Here is a 16,674-nt window from a genome sequence, read left to right as displayed (position 1 = left end):
CGCGCGACGATAGAGCCGTCGTCATTGCGAGGAGCACTTGCGACGAAGCAATCCAGACTGCAGCCGCGGCGACAGACTGGATTGCTTCGCTTCGCTCGCAATGACGGTGTGGTGACGTTCAACGATAGGACAACACACTGATGTCCGTGACGACACTTTCCTCTCCCGTACTTGCCCAGCGGCAGCCGAACTGGCTGGTGCGGCTGTTCGACTACAAGCCGTTCCTGATCGTGATGTGCCTGGCGCCCGCGATCGGGCTGCTCTCGGTGTTCCTGACCTATCCGCTCGGCCTCGGCATCTGGCTCGCCTTCACCGACACCACGATCGGCCGGCGCGGCGTCTTCGTGGGCCTGGAGAATTTCCAGTATCTGCTCACCGATCCCTTGTGGTGGAACGCCGTGTTCTACAGCGTGGTCTATACCGGCATCGCGACCTTCGGGAAGTTCGCGCTCGGCTTCTGGCTCGCGCTGCTGCTCAACAACCATTTTCCGTTCAAGAGCATCCTGCGTGCGATCATCCTGCTGCCCTGGATCGTGCCGACCGTGCTCTCGGCGCTGGCGTTCTGGTGGATCTACGATCCGCAGTTCTCGATCATCTCCTATTTGCTGGTCGACGTGCTGCACTGGCGGTCGGGCAATGTCGACTTCCTCGGCTCGCCCTGGCCGGCGCGCTTCTCGCTGATCGCTGCCAACATCTGGCGCGGCATTCCCTTCGTCGCGATCTCGCTGCTCGCCGGCCTGCAGACCATTTCGCCCTCGCTCTACGAGGCCGCGATGCTCGACGGCGCCAGCGCCTGGCAGCGCTTCCGCTACATCACCTTCCCGATGATGATGCCGATCCTCGCCATCGTCATGACCTTCTCGATCATCTTCACCTTCACCGACTTCCAGCTGGTCTACGCCATCACCCGCGGCGGGCCGGTCAACTCGACCCATCTGCTGGCGACGCTGGCGTTTCAGCGCGGCATCGCCGGCGGCGAGCTCGGCGAAGGTGCGGCGATCGCGGTGTCGATGATCCCGTTCCTGATCTTCGCGACGCTGTTCTCCTATTTCGGCCTGGCGCGCCGCAAATGGCAGCAGGGAGAGGCCAATGACTGATACCGTCGCGCAAACCGCCACTGTGGCCGACGCGAAAGCGGCACCTGACACCATGGCCTGGGATTCCGGGCTGCGGCGGCTGATGATGATCTATCTGCCGCTCGGCTGCTTCGTGCTGATCCTGCTGTTCCCGTTTTACTGGATGGCGATCACCTCGTTCAAGCCGAACGCGGAGCTGATGAACTACAAGGACCACAATCCGTTCTGGATCTCCTCGCCGACGCTTGCCCACATCAAGCATCTGCTGTTCGACACTGCCTATCCGCGCTGGCTCAAGACGACGATGCTGGTGGCGATCGGCTCGACCACGCTGTCCCTGATCGCGAGCACGCTCGCTGCCTATGCGATCGAGCGCCTGCGCTTCCGCGGCAGTCCTTATGTGGGCCTCGGCATTTATCTGGCCTATCTCGTGCCGCCGTCGATCCTGTTCATTCCCCTCGCCACCGTCGTTGTGCAGTTCGGCCTGTTCGACTCACCGCTGGCGCTGATCCTGGTCTATCCGACCTTCCTGGTGCCGTTCTGCACCTGGCTGCTGATCGGCTACTTCAAGTCGATCCCCTACGAGCTCGAGGAATGCGCGCTGGTGGACGGCGCAACACGCCTCCAGATCCTGCGACGGATCACGCTGCCGCTCGCGGTGCCCGGGCTGATCTCCGCCGGCATCTTCTCCTTCACGCTGTCCTGGAACGAGTTCATCTACGCGCTCGCCTTCATCCAGAGCGGCGCCAACAAGACCGTGCCGGTCGCAATCCTGACCGAGCTCGTCACCGGCGATGTCTACCAATGGGGGGCGCTGATGGCAGGCTCGCTGCTGGGCTCGCTGCCGGTCGCGATCTTCTACTCGCTGTTCGTGGACTACTACGTGTCCTCGCTGACCGGCGCGGTAAAGGAGTAGATCGCGGCTGCGGCGTTTGGCCCGGTTTCACAAAACTGCAACACGCGATCCGCATAACGCGTGCGTCCGCCAACAGGAGACGCACATGCACGCGACTTTTCTTGCCACCGTCGCAACGATCATTCTCGCCGTGAGCCCAGCGCTCGCGCAGAGCGAAGGTGAATTCCCCGCCAAGCTCGCCGGCCACGTGGTGATGCCGGCCGCCACGTTCATCGACGCCCCCGCCGATGCCCCCGCCGATCTCAAGACTTCAGGGAAATACACCACCGGCAAGCGGGTCGACGCGCTCGGCACCGTGATGGGCAAGTCCTATGAGCGCGCGACCGGCGTGTCGCTGCCGTTCAAGGGCCAGCCGCTCCAGGGCCATTCCGGCATCAAGACCATGCCCGACGGCAGCTTCTGGGTCATCACCGACAACGGCATGGGCGCGCGCGCCAACTCGCCGGATTCGATGCTGTACCTCAACCGCTACAAGATGGACTGGGCCGGCGGCAAAATCGAGCGGCTGGAGACGATCTTCCTGCACGATCTCGACAAAAAGGTCCCGTTCCGCATCGTGCACGAGGACACGCAGAAGCGCTATCTCACCGGCTCCGACTTCGACACCGAAGGCTTCCAGATCATCGGCGAGACCTTCTGGATCGGCGACGAGTTCGGTCCCTACATCCTGAAGACCGACAAATCAGGCAAGATCCTGGCCGTGTTCGATACGGTTGCTGACGGCAAGCCGGTGCGGTCGCCGGACAGTTGGGCCGTGGCGACGCCGGGCGCGCCGGGCGCGACCTACACCAACGTCAACCTCCGCCGCTCCAAGGGCTATGAGGGCTTTGCGTCCTCCAAGGACGGCAAGTTCCTCTACGGCCTGCTCGAGGGACCGCTGTGGGACGCCGAGAAGAAGGACTGGGAGAAGGTCGACGGCAAGGAAGCCTCCCGCATCCTCGAATTCGACGTCGCTGCGGAGAAGTTCACCGGCCGTTACTGGCAGTATGTGTTCGAGCAAAACGGCAACGCCATCGGCGATTTCAACATGATCGATCAGGCCTCCGGCCTCATCATCGAGCGCGACAACGGCGAAGGCACGGCGGACAAGGCCTGCCCGCAAGGCCAGCGCGGCGAGAACTGCTTCCCGGATCTCGCCAAGTTCAAGCGCATCTACAAGATCGAGCTCACGGAGGCCAATGTCGGCAAGCCCGTGCGCAAGATCGGCTATATCGACCTCTTGAAGATCAAGGATCCCGACAAGAAGGCGAGGAAGCCGCTCAACGACGGCGTCTACACCTTCCCGTTCTTCACCATCGAGAACGTCGATCGCGTCGACGACACCCACATCATCGTCGGCAACGACAACAATCTGCCGTTCTCCTCCAGCCGCGATCCCAACAAGGCCGATGACGACGAGTTCATGCTGCTCGAGGTCGCGGATTTCCTGAAGGCGAAATAGGGCAACGGTCGCTCTTCAGCCGCCACAAACTCCGCCGTCGTCCCGGACAAGCGCAAGCGCAGATCCGGGACCCATAACCCCAGGCGGGGTTGTGGCACGAGATGGTGGCGACGAATCTTCGCCAAACGCTCCCCTGTGGTTATGGGTCCCGGATCTGCGCGCGCTTAGGGCGCGCTTGTCCGGGACGACGGCTGAGTTTGTTGGGACGGCCGACTACCTCACCGTAAACTCCACGGGGATCGAAAAGCTCATCGACCCATTCTTGATCTCGTCTGGCACCGGCGGAAACGGCGAGGCCTGGCGGATCATCGACATGGCCTGGGCATCGAAAGCGGCAACGCCGGACGAGCCGCCGATACGGCTGGACGTGACCTGCCCGCTGCGGCTGAGGGTGAAGCTCAGCCTGGCAACGCCGCGCTGACCGCCGCCACCGCTGGGATATTGGTGAAAGCGCATCAAATGCGCGCGGACGCGTTGATTGTAGGATGCAATCACGGAGGCCGCCGCGCCGGCGCTCGGGGCCGATGCCATCGGCGCCTCGCGCTCGGCCCGCGGGGCTGCGCTGGTGCGCGGCGCGGGGGTCGCCTCCGAGGGCTTCTTGGCCTCGCGGCGAACCACCTTCGGCTTCACCGGGGCCGGCTTTTCGACCGGCACGATCTTCGCGGGCTCCGGCCTGGCAGGTGTCGGCTCCGGCTTCTGCTCCGGCGGCGCCACGACATCCGGCTTCTCCTGCGGCGGCGTCGGCGCGATCGTCTCCTCAGCCATTTGCTGCTGCACGGGCTCCGGCGACGAGGCGTCGGCCTCCTGCATCACCGGTCCCGGCGCAACATCATCCTGCGTCGACTGCGGCGCCGAGGTCACCTGTGCCATGTCGACCATGATCGCCGGGAGGCTGACGCCCTGTTCCGGTTGCGACCTGATCCAATTCACCGCAAGCAGCGCGACAGCCACATGCAACATCACGACCACCGCCGCCGATGCGCCCCAGCGCGCGGTCTCGCGCTCTCGAAGCGGCTCGTGCAGGGCAAAGGCGTTCGCGGCCATCAGTTGCGTCCATCGAGGCCGACGAGGGCGACCTTGAGGTAGCCGGCGTTACGCAGGGTGTTCATCACCTCCATCAGGTCGCCGTAGGAGACGGCCTTGTCGGCGCGCAGATAGATGCGCTCGTCCTTACGGCCTTTGATGACGGCATCGAGGGCGGCGGCGAGACCGTCGCGGGCCATCGTGTCCTCGCCAACGGCAATTGTGAGATCCGGCTTCACCGTCACGAAGGTCGGCTTGTCCGGCCGCGGCGCCGGCTCGGCTGCGGTCGCGGGCAGCTCGACACCGATATCGACGGTGGCGAGTGGGGCTGCCACCATGAAAATGATCAGCAGCACCAGCATCACGTCGATGAACGGCGTGACGTTGATCTCGTTGACGACGTGGAGATCATCCGGGTCACCGCGCTTGAGCGGCGATCCCGCGCGCGCGCCGAGCTTCGCACCCATGGGCCTACTCCGCCGCCCGCGCCAGGCGGAACTCCCTGTGGTCGCGCTGACGGCTGACCAGCAGCATCAGCTGCGCCGAGGCATCGCCGAGCAACGCGCGGTAATTGGCGATGCCGCGGACGAGGTGATTGTAGATCACGACCGCCGGGATCGCTGCGACGAGCCCGAGCGCGGTGGCGAGCAGCGCCTCCGCGATGCCCGGCGCGACCACCGCGAGGCTGGTGGTGTGGCTCTCGGAGATGCCGATGAAGGCGTTCATGATGCCCCAGACGGTCCCGAACAGGCCGACGAAGGGCGCAGTGGCGCCGATGGTCGCGAGCACGCCGGTGCCGCGCGCGATCTGCCTGGACATCGCCGCCTCCACCCGCTCGAGCCGCAGCGCCACCCGCTCCTGAAGGCCGTCGTCGAGGATGCCGCCCGAGAGCTCGGCTTCCCTGGCGCAGGACTGGATCAGCTGGGCAACGGCATCGTGCGCGTCACCGGCCCGTGACGATGCCTCAGCCAGCGTCATGTTGCCTTCGAGCCCGCGCGTCCGCTGCAAGGCGAGCATGCCCTTGCGGCGCAGCTCGATGGTCTTGGCGAGCCACACCGTCCATGTCACCAGCGAGGCGACAGCGAGCCCGATCATCACCGTCTTCACGATAATGTCGGCGCTGACGAACATGCCCCAGGGCGACAGATTGCGCGGTAACAGGGCTTCGTCGATCGCGAAGGCCGGTGTCGGCACCAGCGCGATTGCAACGACCATTTGCCGAAGCCTGGACTTGCCTTGCATCCTGATCTCCCGACAACAAAAGAAAGCTACGCAGCCGGCTGCGCCGCGATCCGGGCCGCGAGCTGCCGGAACCGCGCCAGCTGATCCGTCCGCAGCGCCCTTGTCTCGTCGCGGCCGACGAAGACCTTGAACATGATGCCGCCGTCGGCGTTGACGAACGCGATGAAGGCCGACGATTTGCCCATGAACGGGCGCTCGACGAAGGCGACGCCAGCGCAGCGCTCGTGGCGAAGATGGCCGTGCAGACCCTTCGGCTGCATCAGGTTGAAATAGCCGCGGCCGATCTCGCCCGCAGGAACAGCGCCCGTGAACTCGAAGATCGCATCATCGGTGTGCACGATCAGCGTGACCTCGCCCCACTCCGCGATGTCCTGCATGGCAGCGGCAAAATGCTCGCCGCGGCCAATGTGCACCATGGAGGATGGCAGCGCCTCGATCACGCTGCGCGGGCTGACCTTGCGCTCGCGCGCAACGTCCTCGATCACCGCGCCCGGATTGTCGGCCATATGGACCTTGAGATCGGCAAGATCGGTACTCAACATGTCCGGCTCCTCTGCCATTGCAATCTAGGCGGCCGCGGCCTTGCGCTCGCTCTGGATCACCTCAAAGCCCTCGAACTTGGGATGGCCGAGATACAGGCTCTCGCCGGTCGAGTTGTCGGCGCGGGCATGGGCACGACGAAACTGGTCCGAGCGCGTCCAGGCCTCGAACGCCGCCCTGTCGACCCAGGTGGTGTGCGACGAATAGAGCGTGTGGTCCTCGGCCTCCGGGCCCTTCAGCAGGTGAAACTCGACGAAGCCCGGCATGCTGCCGAGATAGGATTCACGGGTGGCCCAGACGGTTTCGAACGCGGTCTCCGCGCCCTTCTTCACCTGGAAACGATTCATGGCGATGAACATCAAAGTCTCTCCTTCTGATCAAAACGAAACGCGCCGGAGCCGCGCTGGAGCATCAGCGCGGCCCGGCGGAGATGTGGTGCTGCGAAGCTGGCGCTACGCACCTCCAAAATGGATCTTCATGCCGGCCTTGTAGACCCGGCCCGGTCCGGGGCTCGACCACAGCACGTCGTTCTGCGTGGTGCCGTCGGTCGACGTGCCGGGAATGGCGTAAGGCCGGTAGTACTGGTTCAAGAGATTGTCGATCGACGCCGAGAACACGATGTCCTTCGTCGCGTTGTAGGTCATGTACAGATTGACCAGCTCGTACCCGGTCGCGGGCAAATAGCCGGCGGGTACGTCGTTGTTGGCACCGAACGAGGCCCATTGCGCCGTCAGGATCAGCGTGCGGTCGAGCAGGCGGACGCCGCCGGTGGTGACGACCTTGCGCGGGGTGATGGTCGCGAGCCCGACATTGGTGACGGCGTTCTTGCCCTGGATGTAGTGACCGGCGACTCCGATGAACCAGCTGCCGGCATCGTACATCGTCTCCGCCTCGAAACCCTGGATGCGGGCCTGCGCGATGTTCTGGTACTGGTAGAACTGGCTGAACGAGCCAAACCCGGTCGGGACCGGCGTCGAGGCGACGAGGTCGATGTAATCGCTGACGTCGTTGCGGAACAGGTTGATCTTGCCGCGGAAGGAGTCACTGGCGCTGAAGATGTTGTCGTACTTCAGGTTGATGCCGACTTCCTTGTTCTTGCCGACTTCGGGACGAAGATTCGGATTGGGCAGGAAGCAGAACAAGCCGACGGTCCCGTCAGGACAGGGGAAGAAGGCCGGCCCGCCACCGGTCGCATGCGCGCCTGAGATCACGGTCTCGGTGATCGAGGGAGCGCGATAGCCTTCGGCGTAGCTGACATATGGCTGGAAGCCGGGAACGGGCGTGACGCCAAGCGTGATCTTCGGCGAGAAGCGGTCGCCGCTGCCGTTGGTTTTGCCCGACTCCAGATCGTAGCGATCGTAACGGATCGCGCTCACGGCCTCGAACCAGGTGCTGTAGTTCTGCTTCAACTGCAGGAAACCGCCCGACACGGTGCGGATGCCGCTCGGCGTGGTGATGTTGGAATTGCCGCGGCTGTCGGTCGTGATCACATCGTCCTGAAACGCATCGAAGCCCACGGTGAGTGCGTTGCGCCAGTCACCGACGTTGAACCGCGTGGTGTTGTTGGCGTCGATGCCGTAGGTATTGAGGACATAGCCGCGCTTGTCGCCGACGCAGCCGGAGATGTTGTTGCCGAAATTGCCGGTGCCGCACAAAGCCGCACCCGAGGTCGAATAGTGGTAGGTCTTGGTCTGGTCGTTATCGACGCGGTTTCCATAGATTGACATGTGCCAGTCGAACAAATTGTCGCTCGGCAGCGCGTAATTCCAGGTGATCGTGCCGGTGTAGTTCTTGGCATCGGAGGCGTAGACCGACGAGCCCTGATAGAGCGCGCGCTGGGCGGCGGTCGCGACGGGGCCCCTGTTGAACTGGCCGACATCGTATTGATAGTCCTGGAAGATGGCGCCGAACTTGACCTCGTGGCCGAGGGCGGGACGCACCGTGAGCTTCATCAGGCCACTCTCGACCTGGTTGCCGGTGTTGCCGATCTCGGTGCCGTTGCCGTCCTTGTAATTGCCTTGCGTGCGATAGACCGCGCCGCCGAAGATATCGACGTCCGGTGTGGCGCGTACGCCGCCGAAGACCGAGCCGAGGCCGCGATTGTTGTTGGAGCCATAGGAGCCCGAGAGATCGACGCCCCAGCGCTCGCCGGGACGCAGCACATCGTCGATGTCCTTGGTGCGGAACGAGACCAGGCCGCCGATCGCCCCGGAGCCGTAGATGTTGGCGGTCGGGCCGCGCACGACGTCGACGCCGCCGACCAATTCAGGATCGAGGAAGAAGGAGCCGCTGGCGTTATGACCGGTGCGCTGGTAATTCTGCCGCGCACCATCGACGACCACCGCAACGCGCCCGAACTCCTGCAGGCCGCGGATGTTGATGACGGTCGCGGGATCGTCACCGCGCTCCTGGAACGACACGCCGGGGACAGCATAGAAGATGCCCGACAGCCGGTTGGGCTGGATTCCCTGGATCTGGTCGAGCGAAATGGAGCTGACCGGCGCGAGCGCATCGATCGCGCGCTCCTTGGTTTTCGTTGCAGCGACCGTGATGGTGTCGAGCGTCTGAACCGGCGCGGTGCCGCCGGCCTGGGCTCGGGCGTTGAGGACCTCCGGCGCTGCCTGCTGCGCGACCAGCGGCTTGGTCGGCTTGCGCTTGGCCTGCTTCGGCCGCTCCGTCGACGCGCGTTCAGCCTGCGGCTCGGCGGTCTGTGCAAGACCGCTCTCCGTCGTCATTGCCGCAAATGAAATCACCGACGCGCCCAAAATCAAGGCGCGCGAATACCTAGCCCCGTCAGCCATATCAGCCCCAGCCTGCACTTCACTCTATTATTTCAGGTCTTTTGGCTGGCGTGCGTTCGCAACGCGAACGACTGGCTGGCTGATTTCTCAAGACGCGGGCAAGTCACCCCGCCGCCATAATTGGTTACGTGGCAACACTCTGACGGTCAATGACATCAGGTTGCAGTTTATATCGATTGTAAATTGCAGCCGTTGGAATGCGCTTCGTGCCGCTTATACAAACAAGCAAGCAGCACTCCAGAGTTTCGAAAGCGCATCACAGCCTACATGTCAGCAACATCAGGAGACAGCAGCGGCGGCGCGGCGGGGTCGGCAGGAAGCCCTGCTGCGACAACGAGAACCCTCACCATGCGTGGGAGCCGGATCGACAGTCGCGAGCTGTTTGCGGCCGAGCGCGAGATCATCATCGCGCATGGCGAGGACAGCTATCGGCTTCGCCTGACCTCGCAGAACAAGCTGATCCTGACGAAGTAACCTGTAATGACATTTTGTCGCACCCTCGCAAGCCTCCTGCTCTCCAGCACGATCGCGGTCGCCTCTGCCGCGCACGCCGCCGGCATCACCGTGCATGACGCGCGCAATCGCGACGTCGCCGTGACCGACTTCGCGCGCACCGTCTCGATCGGCGGCGCCATCACCGAGATCATCTATGCGCTCGGGCTCGAGAGCCGGCTGGTCGGCGTCGACACCACCAGCCTTTATCCAGCGGCGGCACTGCAGGACAAACCCAATGTCGGCTACATGCGCCAGATCTCCGCCGAAGGCGTGTTGGGCCTCAACCCCACCCTGATCCTGGCGATCCAGGGCTCGGGCCCGCACGCGACCATGGAGATCCTGGAAACGGCGAAGGTGCCGTTGGTGCTGGTGCCCGACACCTTCTCCGAGGACGGCCTGATCGAGAAGATAAAACTGGTCGGCCACGCCATGGGTGTCGATGCGCGCGCCGCGTGCCTCAGCGCCGCGGTCGGCGCCGATCTTGCGCAGCTGCGCGCCCTGCGCGCCAAGGTGACCAAGCCGGTGCGCGTGATGTTCGTGATGTCGCTCCAGAACGGGCGCGCCATGGTCGCCGGCCACAAGACCGCGGCCGACGAGATCATTCAACTCGCCGGCGCAGCCAACGCCGTCGACGATTTCGACGGCTACAAGATCATCGGTGACGAGGCCATCGCGGCGGCAAGACCCGACGTGGTGTTGTCGATCGAGCGCGGCAAGGACTCGCTTCCTGCCGACGCGATCTACGCCCATCCCGGCTTCGCCCTGACGTCGGTCGCGGCCAACAAGAGCCTCATCACAATGGACGGGCTCTATCTGCTCGGCTTCGGGCCACGGACGGCGGCGGCGGCGCGAGATCTCTCGGTAAAACTCTATCCGGCATTGGCCGAACCGGGCGATGCATTCACCTCGGCGCTGTCGGCGGCGAATTGCCGGCAATGAGGGTGGCGATCGGCACGGAAGCGCGCGGCACGGAACGACGCCCCAGCTCGCGGTCCGCATCGTTCGCAATCCCTCTCCTGATCGCGGTGCTCGCGGTCGCTGCGATCGTGGCGCTGAGCTTCGGCGCCGCCGGCATTCCCCTCTCCCGCCTGCCTGCCGCACTCGGCCTATCAGGCGAAAGCACGGCCATGACGGCCCGCGACCAGCTCGTGCTGTGGTCGATCCGCGTCCCCCGGATCGCGGCGGCGGCGATGGTCGGCGGCCTGCTCGCCGCGGCCGGCGCGATCATGCAAGGGCTGTTTCGTAACCCGCTCGCCGATCCCGCGCTGGTCGGCGTCTCCAGCGGCGGCGCGCTCGCAGCCGCAAGCGCGATCGTGTTCACCGATTCGCGCTTCGGCGAGACGCTGCGCTTCCTCCAGGCCGAGCTCCTGCCGCTCGCGGCATTCGCGGGATCGCTGGCCACGACCGCGATCCTCTACGGCATCTCGAGCCGCTCGGGCCGCACCTCGATCGCGGTCTTCCTGCTCGCCGGCGTCGCCATCACCGCCATCGCCAATGCCGGCATCGGGCTTCTGGTGTTCATCGCCGACGACCGCCAGCTCCGCGACGTCACGTTCTGGCTGCTGGGCTCGATGAGCGGGGTGACCTGGACCAAGGCCGCCGTGCTGGCGCCCATCCTCGTCATCGGGCTTGGCGCCTGCGCCTTCATCGCGCGCGGCCTCGATCTCCTGGTGCTCGGCGAGGCCGACGCCTTTCACGGCGGCGTTGACGTCGAGCGTCTCAAGCGGATCTCGATCGTCATGGTCTCCGCCATGACCGGCGTCGCGGTGTCGATCAGCGGTGTCATCGGCTTCGTCGGCATCGTCGTGCCGCATCTGCTCCGTCTCGTCATTGGACCTGCGCATCGGCTGTTGTTGCCGGCCTCGGTGCTATCAGGCGCGATCCTGATGGTCGGCGCCGATACGCTGGCGCGCACCATCGTGGCGCCGGCGGAGATGCCGATCGGCATTCTGACCGCAGCGGTCGGCGCGCCGGTCTTCCTCTTCATCCTGCTGCGGCAGCGCGGGCTGGCCTCGCTATGAGCGCCGCAATCGAGGCGCGTGCCTTGAGCAAGCGCGCCGGCCGCGCGACGCTGCTCGATGGCGTCGGCCTGACGGTTGCGGCCGGCGAGATGGTCGCGATCATCGGCCCGAACGGCGCCGGCAAGTCGACGCTGCTGCGGTTGCTCTCCGGCGATCTCCGCCCAAACGCAGGCGAGGTGCGCCTGAAGCAGCGGGATATCAGCGGCTATGCGCCCCGCGAGCTTGCCGCGCACCGCGCCATGCTGTCCCAGCACATCAACGTCACCTTCCCCTTCACCGTCGAGGAGATCGTGCTGATGGGCGCGGGCGAGCGCAGCGCGCGTGAAGCAGGCGCGCTCGTCGACGCGGCCCTCGATGAGGTTGGGCTAGCCCATTTCCGCGAACGGCAATTGCCAACGCTCTCAGGCGGCGAACAGCAGCGTGCCCATTTCGCCCGCGTGCTGGTGCAGCTCGCCTGCGGCGAAGCCGAGCATGGCCCGGGACTTCTGCTGCTGGACGAGCCGACCTCGAGCCTGGATCTGCGCCACCAGATCGACCTCGTCGAAGCAGCGCGCCGCCGCGCGGCCGGCGGCACCGCAGTCATCGCGATCCTGCACGACCTCAATCTCGCGATCCGCTTCGCCGACCGGCTGGTCGTGCTGGCTGGCGGCAAGCTCGCCGCAGATGGCCCGCGCGCGGATGTCGTCACCCGCGAGATCATCCGCGAGATCTTCGAGATCGATGCCGTCGTCCATCAAGGCGACGACGGCGTGCCTTACGTGCTGCCGCAGTCGATGCGGGCGGCGCTCCTCACCTCTTCCCAGCGGGGAGAGGTGAGGGCCTAGCCGCCTACCCCGCCGGGACGATCACCATGCTCTTGTCCTTCGGCCAGCGGATGCGCCAGGCGAAGTTGATATCCTTGACTTCGCCCGGCTTGGCGTCGAACGACCATTCCAGCACGCCGCGGCGGTCACGGATGTTGCTGGCGGTCGGCGGCGTGGTCGCGGGCAGCATTTCGACGACGATGTCCTCGCTCTCGCTGACCGGCAACTGATCCTCGATCGCGACCTTGATCGGGAAATCATGACCGTTGCGGATGGTGGTCTTGAACGTACGCTCATCGGTCTTGGATGTTGTGACAAGCAGGCCGGCCGAACCCTCGTTGCGCTTGAGCACGGCGCGCTCGATTCTCACCTTGTCGTCGGCGCCGAAGCCGAGCCGCACGATGTCGTCCTTGGCGGAAGCGGAGAGCTTGCCGCGGCCGACAAAGACGCCGTCGCGGTAGATCGCGACCTTGCCGGGCAGCAGAGCCGAGTCGTCGGTCTGCTTGAAGCTGGCCTCGAGGAAGGCGGTCGGGTCCAGCACCGGTGCGGCGCGGACCGCGAGGTCGGCGGGCACGGTCATCGCTGCAATCCGCAGGCTCTTGGCGCCCTCGGCGGCGCCGAGGCTGACGCGGCCGGGAATTTTGAACGTCGCCTGGAAATCCCCGATCTCGGCAATTGCCTGCTGCTCGTCGGCACGTTCGCGCGGCTCGGCCGCCTCCGCGATCTTGGCCATCGCTGGCGATTGCATCTGGCGCAGGACCGGCGCGGGCCGCGCCAGATCGGAGACCGAGCCTGCTGCCAGCGGCTTCGGCACCTGGGGATATTGCGCGACCAGCGAATGCAGCTCGGGCGCACTGCCGCCGCGGCTGACGCGGGTTGTGGAGACGCCGAGCGTCACGTTGGACCAATCCTCGCCGGTCGATTGCGTGATCTCGGCGCGACGAATGAGTTCGAGCTGCGGCTTGCGATCCTTGGCGCCGGTGTCGAGCCGGGCGTCATAGAGCGGCATCCAGCGCGCATTGCGCACGGCATACGTCACGCGCAGCGTCGCCTTCACCGCAGCGGCCGCGGCAACGTCCATGCGAACCTCGAGCTTGCTCGGCGGCTTGGCCTTGCGCTCGACCTCGAGTTGGGCGATCTGCCGGTCGATCTCGCGCGTCTTGCGCGTGGCGTCGCGGACGGCGGTGTCGGCGCTCGCAATTTCCTCGCCGACCGCAGCAAAAGCCGCGCGCCATTCGGCGATCGGCCGCGCCTCGCCCTTGTCGCCGATCCCCGCCGGGGAGGTTTCCGCAAAGTGCTCCGCAAACTTGCGCCGCGCATTCGCCGAGTCGATCGCGCCTTGCAAATCGGCGCGCTGATCGTTCAAGGCCTCGATGCGCTTTTCCAGCTCGGGCAGATTGACCGGCGCGGCGCGAGGCGACCGCGCATCGATCGTGCCGATGGTGAGCTTTGCGCCGCCCTCACCCTCGACCCGGATGGAGGAGGCATCGAGACCAAGCGGGAAGTCCTTGGCAACAAGCGTCGAATCCCCGGACGGCAAATCGACCGTGATGACGCGCGTGACGGTGGCACCATCGGGGTAAACCGTGACCGTATCGATCGCCGAAATGGCGTCCAGATCGGCGGCCCATGATGGCGACGACGCCGCCATGGTGACCAGAACCAGGCTCGTCGTTGCCAAATATCCTGCGGTGATGCGCATGAAGTCCCTCCTGCCGTATCGCCGCGCCGCCAGCCGGACGCGCGCGATCAAATGCCTCGCCAACATGGTTGGACGCGGCAGGAAAGGAACTGGTTCGATGGGGGTTTCCGTGGGGCGCCGCGGCGGCGGCACCAAGGCCGCGGAACGGAACGTCGTCCCGTGGCGAGCCCGCTAAACCTGGGGCGACGCCCCCTGGCCGAAGATGCGGCGGAGCAGATCGGTCACGTTCCTGGCTCCGGCCTTCTTCAGGATGCCGGCGCGATAGCCCTCGACGGTCCGTGCGCTCAGATGCATGCGCCGGGCGATCTCCTTGTTGGTCAGGCCGGCAGCGAGGTGCTCGAGCACGTCGCCCTCACGCTCGGTCAAGGGCTCGCAGCCGGGCAGCCAGCGCTGCCGGCTCGTGCCGGGCTGCGCAAATTCGTCGATGGCGGCATCGATCCGGCCGACGATGTCGTGGGTGCGGAACGGCTTTTCGATGAAGTCGGCCGCGCCGCTCTTGATGGCGTCGACCGCCATGGCGATGCTGCCATTCGCGGAGGTCACCAGCACCGGTGCCATGCAGTTTTCCTCGCGCAGCCGCCTGAGCATGTCGAGGCCGGAGCGATCGGGCGGCAGCTCCATCAGCACGCAGGCCGGCATCCGCGCCTTCGCTTCCGACAGAAGTGAGGCACCGTCAGCGAAGCAGATCACGTCATAGGCGCTCTGTTGGAGCGCGGTCGAAAGTTGTTCGCGGGAGGCAGCGTCGGTGTCGATGACGAATACCTCGCCCTTGGAAAGCATGTTCCCCGGCATAATCCCGATCCAGCAATGTCTTGGTCAAATGGTCCGAGACGGAAAGCGGGCCGCATCGCCCTGCCGCGCCGTCGTGAGCACGGCATTCACGCCAGTGCTTCGGTTTCCCCTATGTATGTTCCGGCCGGTTCCTGGATTTGACGGATCGAGACAGAAACTTTACATTTCGGGACATCTGCGGGAATGGCTGGCAGGAACGGTTCGCATGACCGACCTCGTTCGCAGCGCAGGCTTGAGCTATTACCCGGAGATCGCCCGGTCGGTCGGGCTCGATCCCAAACAGATGATGCGCAAGGCCAGGCTGCCGCTGGCCTGCCTCGACAAGCCCGATACGCCCATTGCCGTCGCCGGCCTGCGCCGTCTGCTCGAATTGTCGGCGGAGGCCTCCGGCGCCGAAGATTTCGGCTTGCGTCTCGCCGAGCGCGGCGGCCTGACCAATTTCGGTGCGGTCGGCCTGATCGTGCGCGAGCAGGCGACCGTCGGCGAGGCGATCGATGCATTTTCGCGCTTCATCCACATCCATCATGACGGCATGCGGCTGGATGTTGCACGCGACGGGCAGATCGTGACGGCCACCCTGCACCTGCGCGGCCGGCGGCCGAGCGCGCCGCGCCAGGCGATCGACATGGTGCTCGGCAGCATCCACCGCATCATCCAATCGCTGTACGGCCATGACTGGCGGCCGCAGGAGGTCCACCTGCATTACCCGCCGCCGCGCGATCGCAAGCGCTATCGCGAATTCTACGGCTGCCGCGTGACCTTCAACGCCGAACACGATGCGATCCTGCTCTCGGCGCGCGACATGGAGCGCCGGATCCCGAGCGCGCATCCCCTGATCGCGAGCTATCTGCGCAAGCGGATCGAGGCGATCGAGACCCGGCCTGCAAGTTGGGAAGGGAAGGTCGACGAGGTCGTGCGGACCCTGCTCGCCGGCGGCGACTGCACCGTCGAGCGCGTCGCCGAGCATCTTGCCTGCACCCGCCGTACCATCCACCGGCATCTGGCCGCATCAGGCACCAGCTTCTCGGCCATCCTGGATGCGCAACGCGCCGATCTCGTGATCCAGCTGATCGAGGACCCCGACCGGCCGCTGGCTGACATCGCGACCCAGCTCGGCTTCTCCGCGCAGAGCGCCATGGCACGCTGGTTCCGCGGCCGGTTCGGCTGCACCGTCACCGACTGGCGCAAGGGCATTCGGCCTCCGACACCGTCCGATGCGCCTTCGGCGACCGCAGCTTGAGTTTCAGCGCGCCGGAGCAGGCACGCCCATTACGGCAAGGGCACGCCGCCGGCTGCCGGCGAGCAGCGGGCCGAACGCGACGGCAAATCCGAGGAACGCGACCAGCCAGCCGCAGGCGGCGATGTGCAACAATAGATCGCTGTGCGCGGGCAACACCACGGCGGCGACCCGTGCCAGAGCCGCGATGATGATCGCAGCGTAGATTCCCTGGGTCGCCGGCGAAGCGGTCAACGCCTGTCCGGTGTGGCCGAGGCTCGCGCGGGTCATCACCGCCAGCGTCATGGTTCCCGCCGCGCCCGTCATCCAGGCGTGGATGCCGGCGCTTGGCGGCAGCGCTCCGAAAACCGCGACGGCGTGCAGGATGAAGCCGAACGGCACGAAGACATAGCCAATATGCAGGATCACCAGCAGTCGCTCGCGAAAGGTGCGATCGCCGGCCCAGCGCGCAAGCCGCACCAGATGCAGCCCGCCGACCAGCGCCATCAGGACACCGGTGACGGCATTCAGCGGCGCCACGATCCAGAAGATGAGCGCGAGCGCGCTGCATCCGATCACTGCGCCGTCGAAGCGTCCGAACGGCAC

At 65.5% G+C, this 16,674-nt stretch carries 17 protein-coding genes; 8 read left to right on the top strand and 9 right to left on the bottom strand.

Annotated elements, in window-relative coordinates:
• Positions 1 to 140 precede the first annotated feature (140 nt).
• From IC66_RS0117215 to IC66_RS0117205, 3 genes are all read left to right on the top strand, one after another.
• Positions 141 to 1,097: a carbohydrate ABC transporter permease gene (locus IC66_RS0117215; protein WP_018317857.1), complete on the top strand. Its 957-nt coding sequence runs from the start codon at positions 141 to 143 to the stop codon at positions 1,095 to 1,097.
• A complete protein-coding gene (locus IC66_RS0117210) occupies positions 1,090 to 1,992 on the top strand; it encodes a carbohydrate ABC transporter permease (protein WP_038948453.1) in 903 nt (300 codons plus the stop codon). Before IC66_RS0117215 ends, IC66_RS0117210 begins: the two co-directional genes overlap by 8 nt.
• 85 nt (positions 1,993 to 2,077) lie before the next feature.
• Complete coding sequence (locus IC66_RS0117205; protein WP_038948452.1) at positions 2,078 to 3,433, top strand: esterase-like activity of phytase family protein; 1,356 nt, start codon at positions 2,078 to 2,080, stop codon at positions 3,431 to 3,433.
• A gap of 213 nt (positions 3,434 to 3,646) precedes the next feature.
• On the opposite strand, the gene IC66_RS0117200 is transcribed toward IC66_RS0117205, so the two are convergent.
• From IC66_RS0117200 to IC66_RS0117175, 6 genes are all read right to left on the bottom strand, one after another.
• Entirely contained in the window at positions 3,647 to 4,477 is an 831-nt protein-coding gene (locus IC66_RS0117200; RefSeq protein WP_038948451.1) for an energy transducer TonB family protein, read from the bottom strand.
• Positions 4,477 to 4,923 (bottom strand): TonB system transport protein ExbD, encoded by a 447-nt coding sequence (exbD, locus tag IC66_RS0117195; RefSeq protein WP_028140253.1) that lies wholly within the window; start codon positions 4,921 to 4,923, stop codon positions 4,477 to 4,479. The genes IC66_RS0117200 and exbD overlap by 1 nt, the downstream gene beginning before the upstream one ends.
• Positions 4,924 to 4,927: 4 nt before the next feature.
• Positions 4,928 to 5,698: a tonB-system energizer ExbB gene (gene exbB, locus IC66_RS0117190; protein WP_038948450.1), complete on the bottom strand. Its 771-nt coding sequence runs from the start codon at positions 5,696 to 5,698 to the stop codon at positions 4,928 to 4,930.
• A 26-nt stretch (positions 5,699 to 5,724) separates the two neighbouring features.
• Positions 5,725 to 6,240, bottom strand: coding sequence for a heme utilization cystosolic carrier protein HutX (gene hutX, locus IC66_RS0117185; RefSeq protein WP_038948449.1), 516 nt, complete (start codon positions 6,238 to 6,240; stop codon positions 5,725 to 5,727).
• Positions 6,241 to 6,264: 24 nt separating this feature from the next.
• Positions 6,265 to 6,597, bottom strand: coding sequence for an antibiotic biosynthesis monooxygenase family protein (locus IC66_RS0117180; RefSeq protein ID WP_028140256.1), 333 nt, complete (start codon positions 6,595 to 6,597; stop codon positions 6,265 to 6,267).
• 93 nt (positions 6,598 to 6,690) lie between these two features.
• Positions 6,691 to 9,039, bottom strand: a complete 2,349-nt coding sequence (locus tag IC66_RS0117175; protein ID WP_038948448.1) for a TonB-dependent hemoglobin/transferrin/lactoferrin family receptor — start codon at positions 9,037 to 9,039, stop codon at positions 6,691 to 6,693.
• 267 nt (positions 9,040 to 9,306) lie between these two features.
• Between IC66_RS0117175 and IC66_RS48315 the strand changes: the two genes are divergently transcribed.
• From IC66_RS48315 to IC66_RS0117155, 4 genes are read left to right on the top strand one after another with little or no spacing between them, the layout of a single operon-like run.
• Positions 9,307 to 9,513 (top strand): hemin uptake protein HemP, encoded by a 207-nt coding sequence (locus IC66_RS48315; RefSeq protein WP_028140258.1) that lies wholly within the window; start codon positions 9,307 to 9,309, stop codon positions 9,511 to 9,513.
• A 6-nt stretch (positions 9,514 to 9,519) separates the two neighbouring features.
• A complete protein-coding gene (locus IC66_RS0117165) occupies positions 9,520 to 10,473 on the top strand; it encodes a heme/hemin ABC transporter substrate-binding protein (protein ID WP_038948446.1) in 954 nt (317 codons plus the stop codon).
• Positions 10,470 to 11,555 (top strand): FecCD family ABC transporter permease, encoded by a 1,086-nt coding sequence (locus IC66_RS0117160; protein ID WP_038948445.1) that lies wholly within the window; start codon positions 10,470 to 10,472, stop codon positions 11,553 to 11,555. Before IC66_RS0117165 ends, IC66_RS0117160 begins: the two co-directional genes overlap by 4 nt.
• Positions 11,552 to 12,379, top strand: coding sequence for a heme ABC transporter ATP-binding protein (locus tag IC66_RS0117155; RefSeq protein WP_049806545.1), 828 nt, complete (start codon positions 11,552 to 11,554; stop codon positions 12,377 to 12,379). Before IC66_RS0117160 ends, IC66_RS0117155 begins: the two co-directional genes overlap by 4 nt.
• 4 nt (positions 12,380 to 12,383) lie before the next feature.
• Here IC66_RS0117155 and IC66_RS0117150 read toward each other — a convergent pair whose 3' ends face one another.
• Both IC66_RS0117150 and IC66_RS0117145 read right to left on the bottom strand, forming a co-directional pair.
• Complete coding sequence (locus tag IC66_RS0117150) at positions 12,384 to 14,060, bottom strand: mucoidy inhibitor MuiA family protein (RefSeq protein WP_038948442.1); 1,677 nt, start codon at positions 14,058 to 14,060, stop codon at positions 12,384 to 12,386.
• Between the two features lie 171 nt (positions 14,061 to 14,231).
• Positions 14,232 to 14,852 (bottom strand): response regulator transcription factor, encoded by a 621-nt coding sequence (locus IC66_RS0117145; protein ID WP_038948441.1) that lies wholly within the window; start codon positions 14,850 to 14,852, stop codon positions 14,232 to 14,234.
• Positions 14,853 to 15,057: 205 nt separating this feature from the next.
• Here IC66_RS0117145 and IC66_RS0117140 point away from each other — a divergent pair, with 205 nt between their 5' ends.
• Positions 15,058 to 16,092, top strand: a complete 1,035-nt coding sequence (locus tag IC66_RS0117140) for an AraC family transcriptional regulator (protein ID WP_038948440.1) — start codon at positions 15,058 to 15,060, stop codon at positions 16,090 to 16,092.
• 3 nt (positions 16,093 to 16,095) lie between these two features.
• Here IC66_RS0117140 and IC66_RS0117135 read toward each other — a convergent pair.
• Positions 16,096 to 16,674: NnrS family protein (locus tag IC66_RS0117135; protein ID WP_038948439.1), on the bottom strand; the 579-nt coding region annotated here is incomplete at its 5' end.

The sequence above is a fragment of the Bradyrhizobium genomosp. III genome (assembly GCF_000261705.1).
In the GTDB taxonomy this organism is placed as follows: domain Bacteria; phylum Pseudomonadota; class Alphaproteobacteria; order Rhizobiales; family Xanthobacteraceae; genus Bradyrhizobium; species Bradyrhizobium ottawaense.
This window is presented reverse-complemented; position numbering and strand designations above follow the sequence as displayed.

Excerpts from the sequence above, each read along its gene's own strand:
- IC66_RS0117215 (WP_018317857.1), top strand. The coding sequence starts at position 141 with ATGTCCGTGACGACACTTTCCTCTCCCGTACTTGCCCAGCGGCAGCCG.
- IC66_RS0117210 (WP_038948453.1), top strand. The coding sequence starts at position 1,090 with ATGACTGATACCGTCGCGCAAACCGCCACTGTGGCCGACGCGAAAGCG.
- IC66_RS0117205 (WP_038948452.1), top strand. The coding sequence starts at position 2,078 with ATGCACGCGACTTTTCTTGCCACCGTCGCAACGATCATTCTCGCCGTG.
- IC66_RS0117200 (WP_038948451.1), bottom strand. The coding sequence starts at position 4,477 with ATGGCCGCGAACGCCTTTGCCCTGCACGAGCCGCTTCGAGAGCGCGAG.
- exbD (WP_028140253.1), bottom strand. The coding sequence starts at position 4,923 with ATGGGTGCGAAGCTCGGCGCGCGCGCGGGATCGCCGCTCAAGCGCGGT.
- exbB (WP_038948450.1), bottom strand. The coding sequence starts at position 5,698 with ATGCAAGGCAAGTCCAGGCTTCGGCAAATGGTCGTTGCAATCGCGCTG.
- hutX (WP_038948449.1), bottom strand. The coding sequence starts at position 6,240 with ATGTTGAGTACCGATCTTGCCGATCTCAAGGTCCATATGGCCGACAAT.
- IC66_RS0117180 (WP_028140256.1), bottom strand. The coding sequence starts at position 6,597 with ATGTTCATCGCCATGAATCGTTTCCAGGTGAAGAAGGGCGCGGAGACC.
- IC66_RS0117175 (WP_038948448.1), bottom strand. The coding sequence starts at position 9,039 with ATGGCTGACGGGGCTAGGTATTCGCGCGCCTTGATTTTGGGCGCGTCG.
- IC66_RS48315 (WP_028140258.1), top strand. The coding sequence starts at position 9,307 with ATGTCAGCAACATCAGGAGACAGCAGCGGCGGCGCGGCGGGGTCGGCA.
- IC66_RS0117165 (WP_038948446.1), top strand. The coding sequence starts at position 9,520 with ATGACATTTTGTCGCACCCTCGCAAGCCTCCTGCTCTCCAGCACGATC.
- IC66_RS0117160 (WP_038948445.1), top strand. The coding sequence starts at position 10,470 with ATGAGGGTGGCGATCGGCACGGAAGCGCGCGGCACGGAACGACGCCCC.
- IC66_RS0117155 (WP_049806545.1), top strand. The coding sequence starts at position 11,552 with ATGAGCGCCGCAATCGAGGCGCGTGCCTTGAGCAAGCGCGCCGGCCGC.
- IC66_RS0117150 (WP_038948442.1), bottom strand. The coding sequence starts at position 14,060 with ATGCGCATCACCGCAGGATATTTGGCAACGACGAGCCTGGTTCTGGTC.
- IC66_RS0117145 (WP_038948441.1), bottom strand. The coding sequence starts at position 14,852 with ATGCCGGGGAACATGCTTTCCAAGGGCGAGGTATTCGTCATCGACACC.
- IC66_RS0117140 (WP_038948440.1), top strand. The coding sequence starts at position 15,058 with ATGACCGACCTCGTTCGCAGCGCAGGCTTGAGCTATTACCCGGAGATC.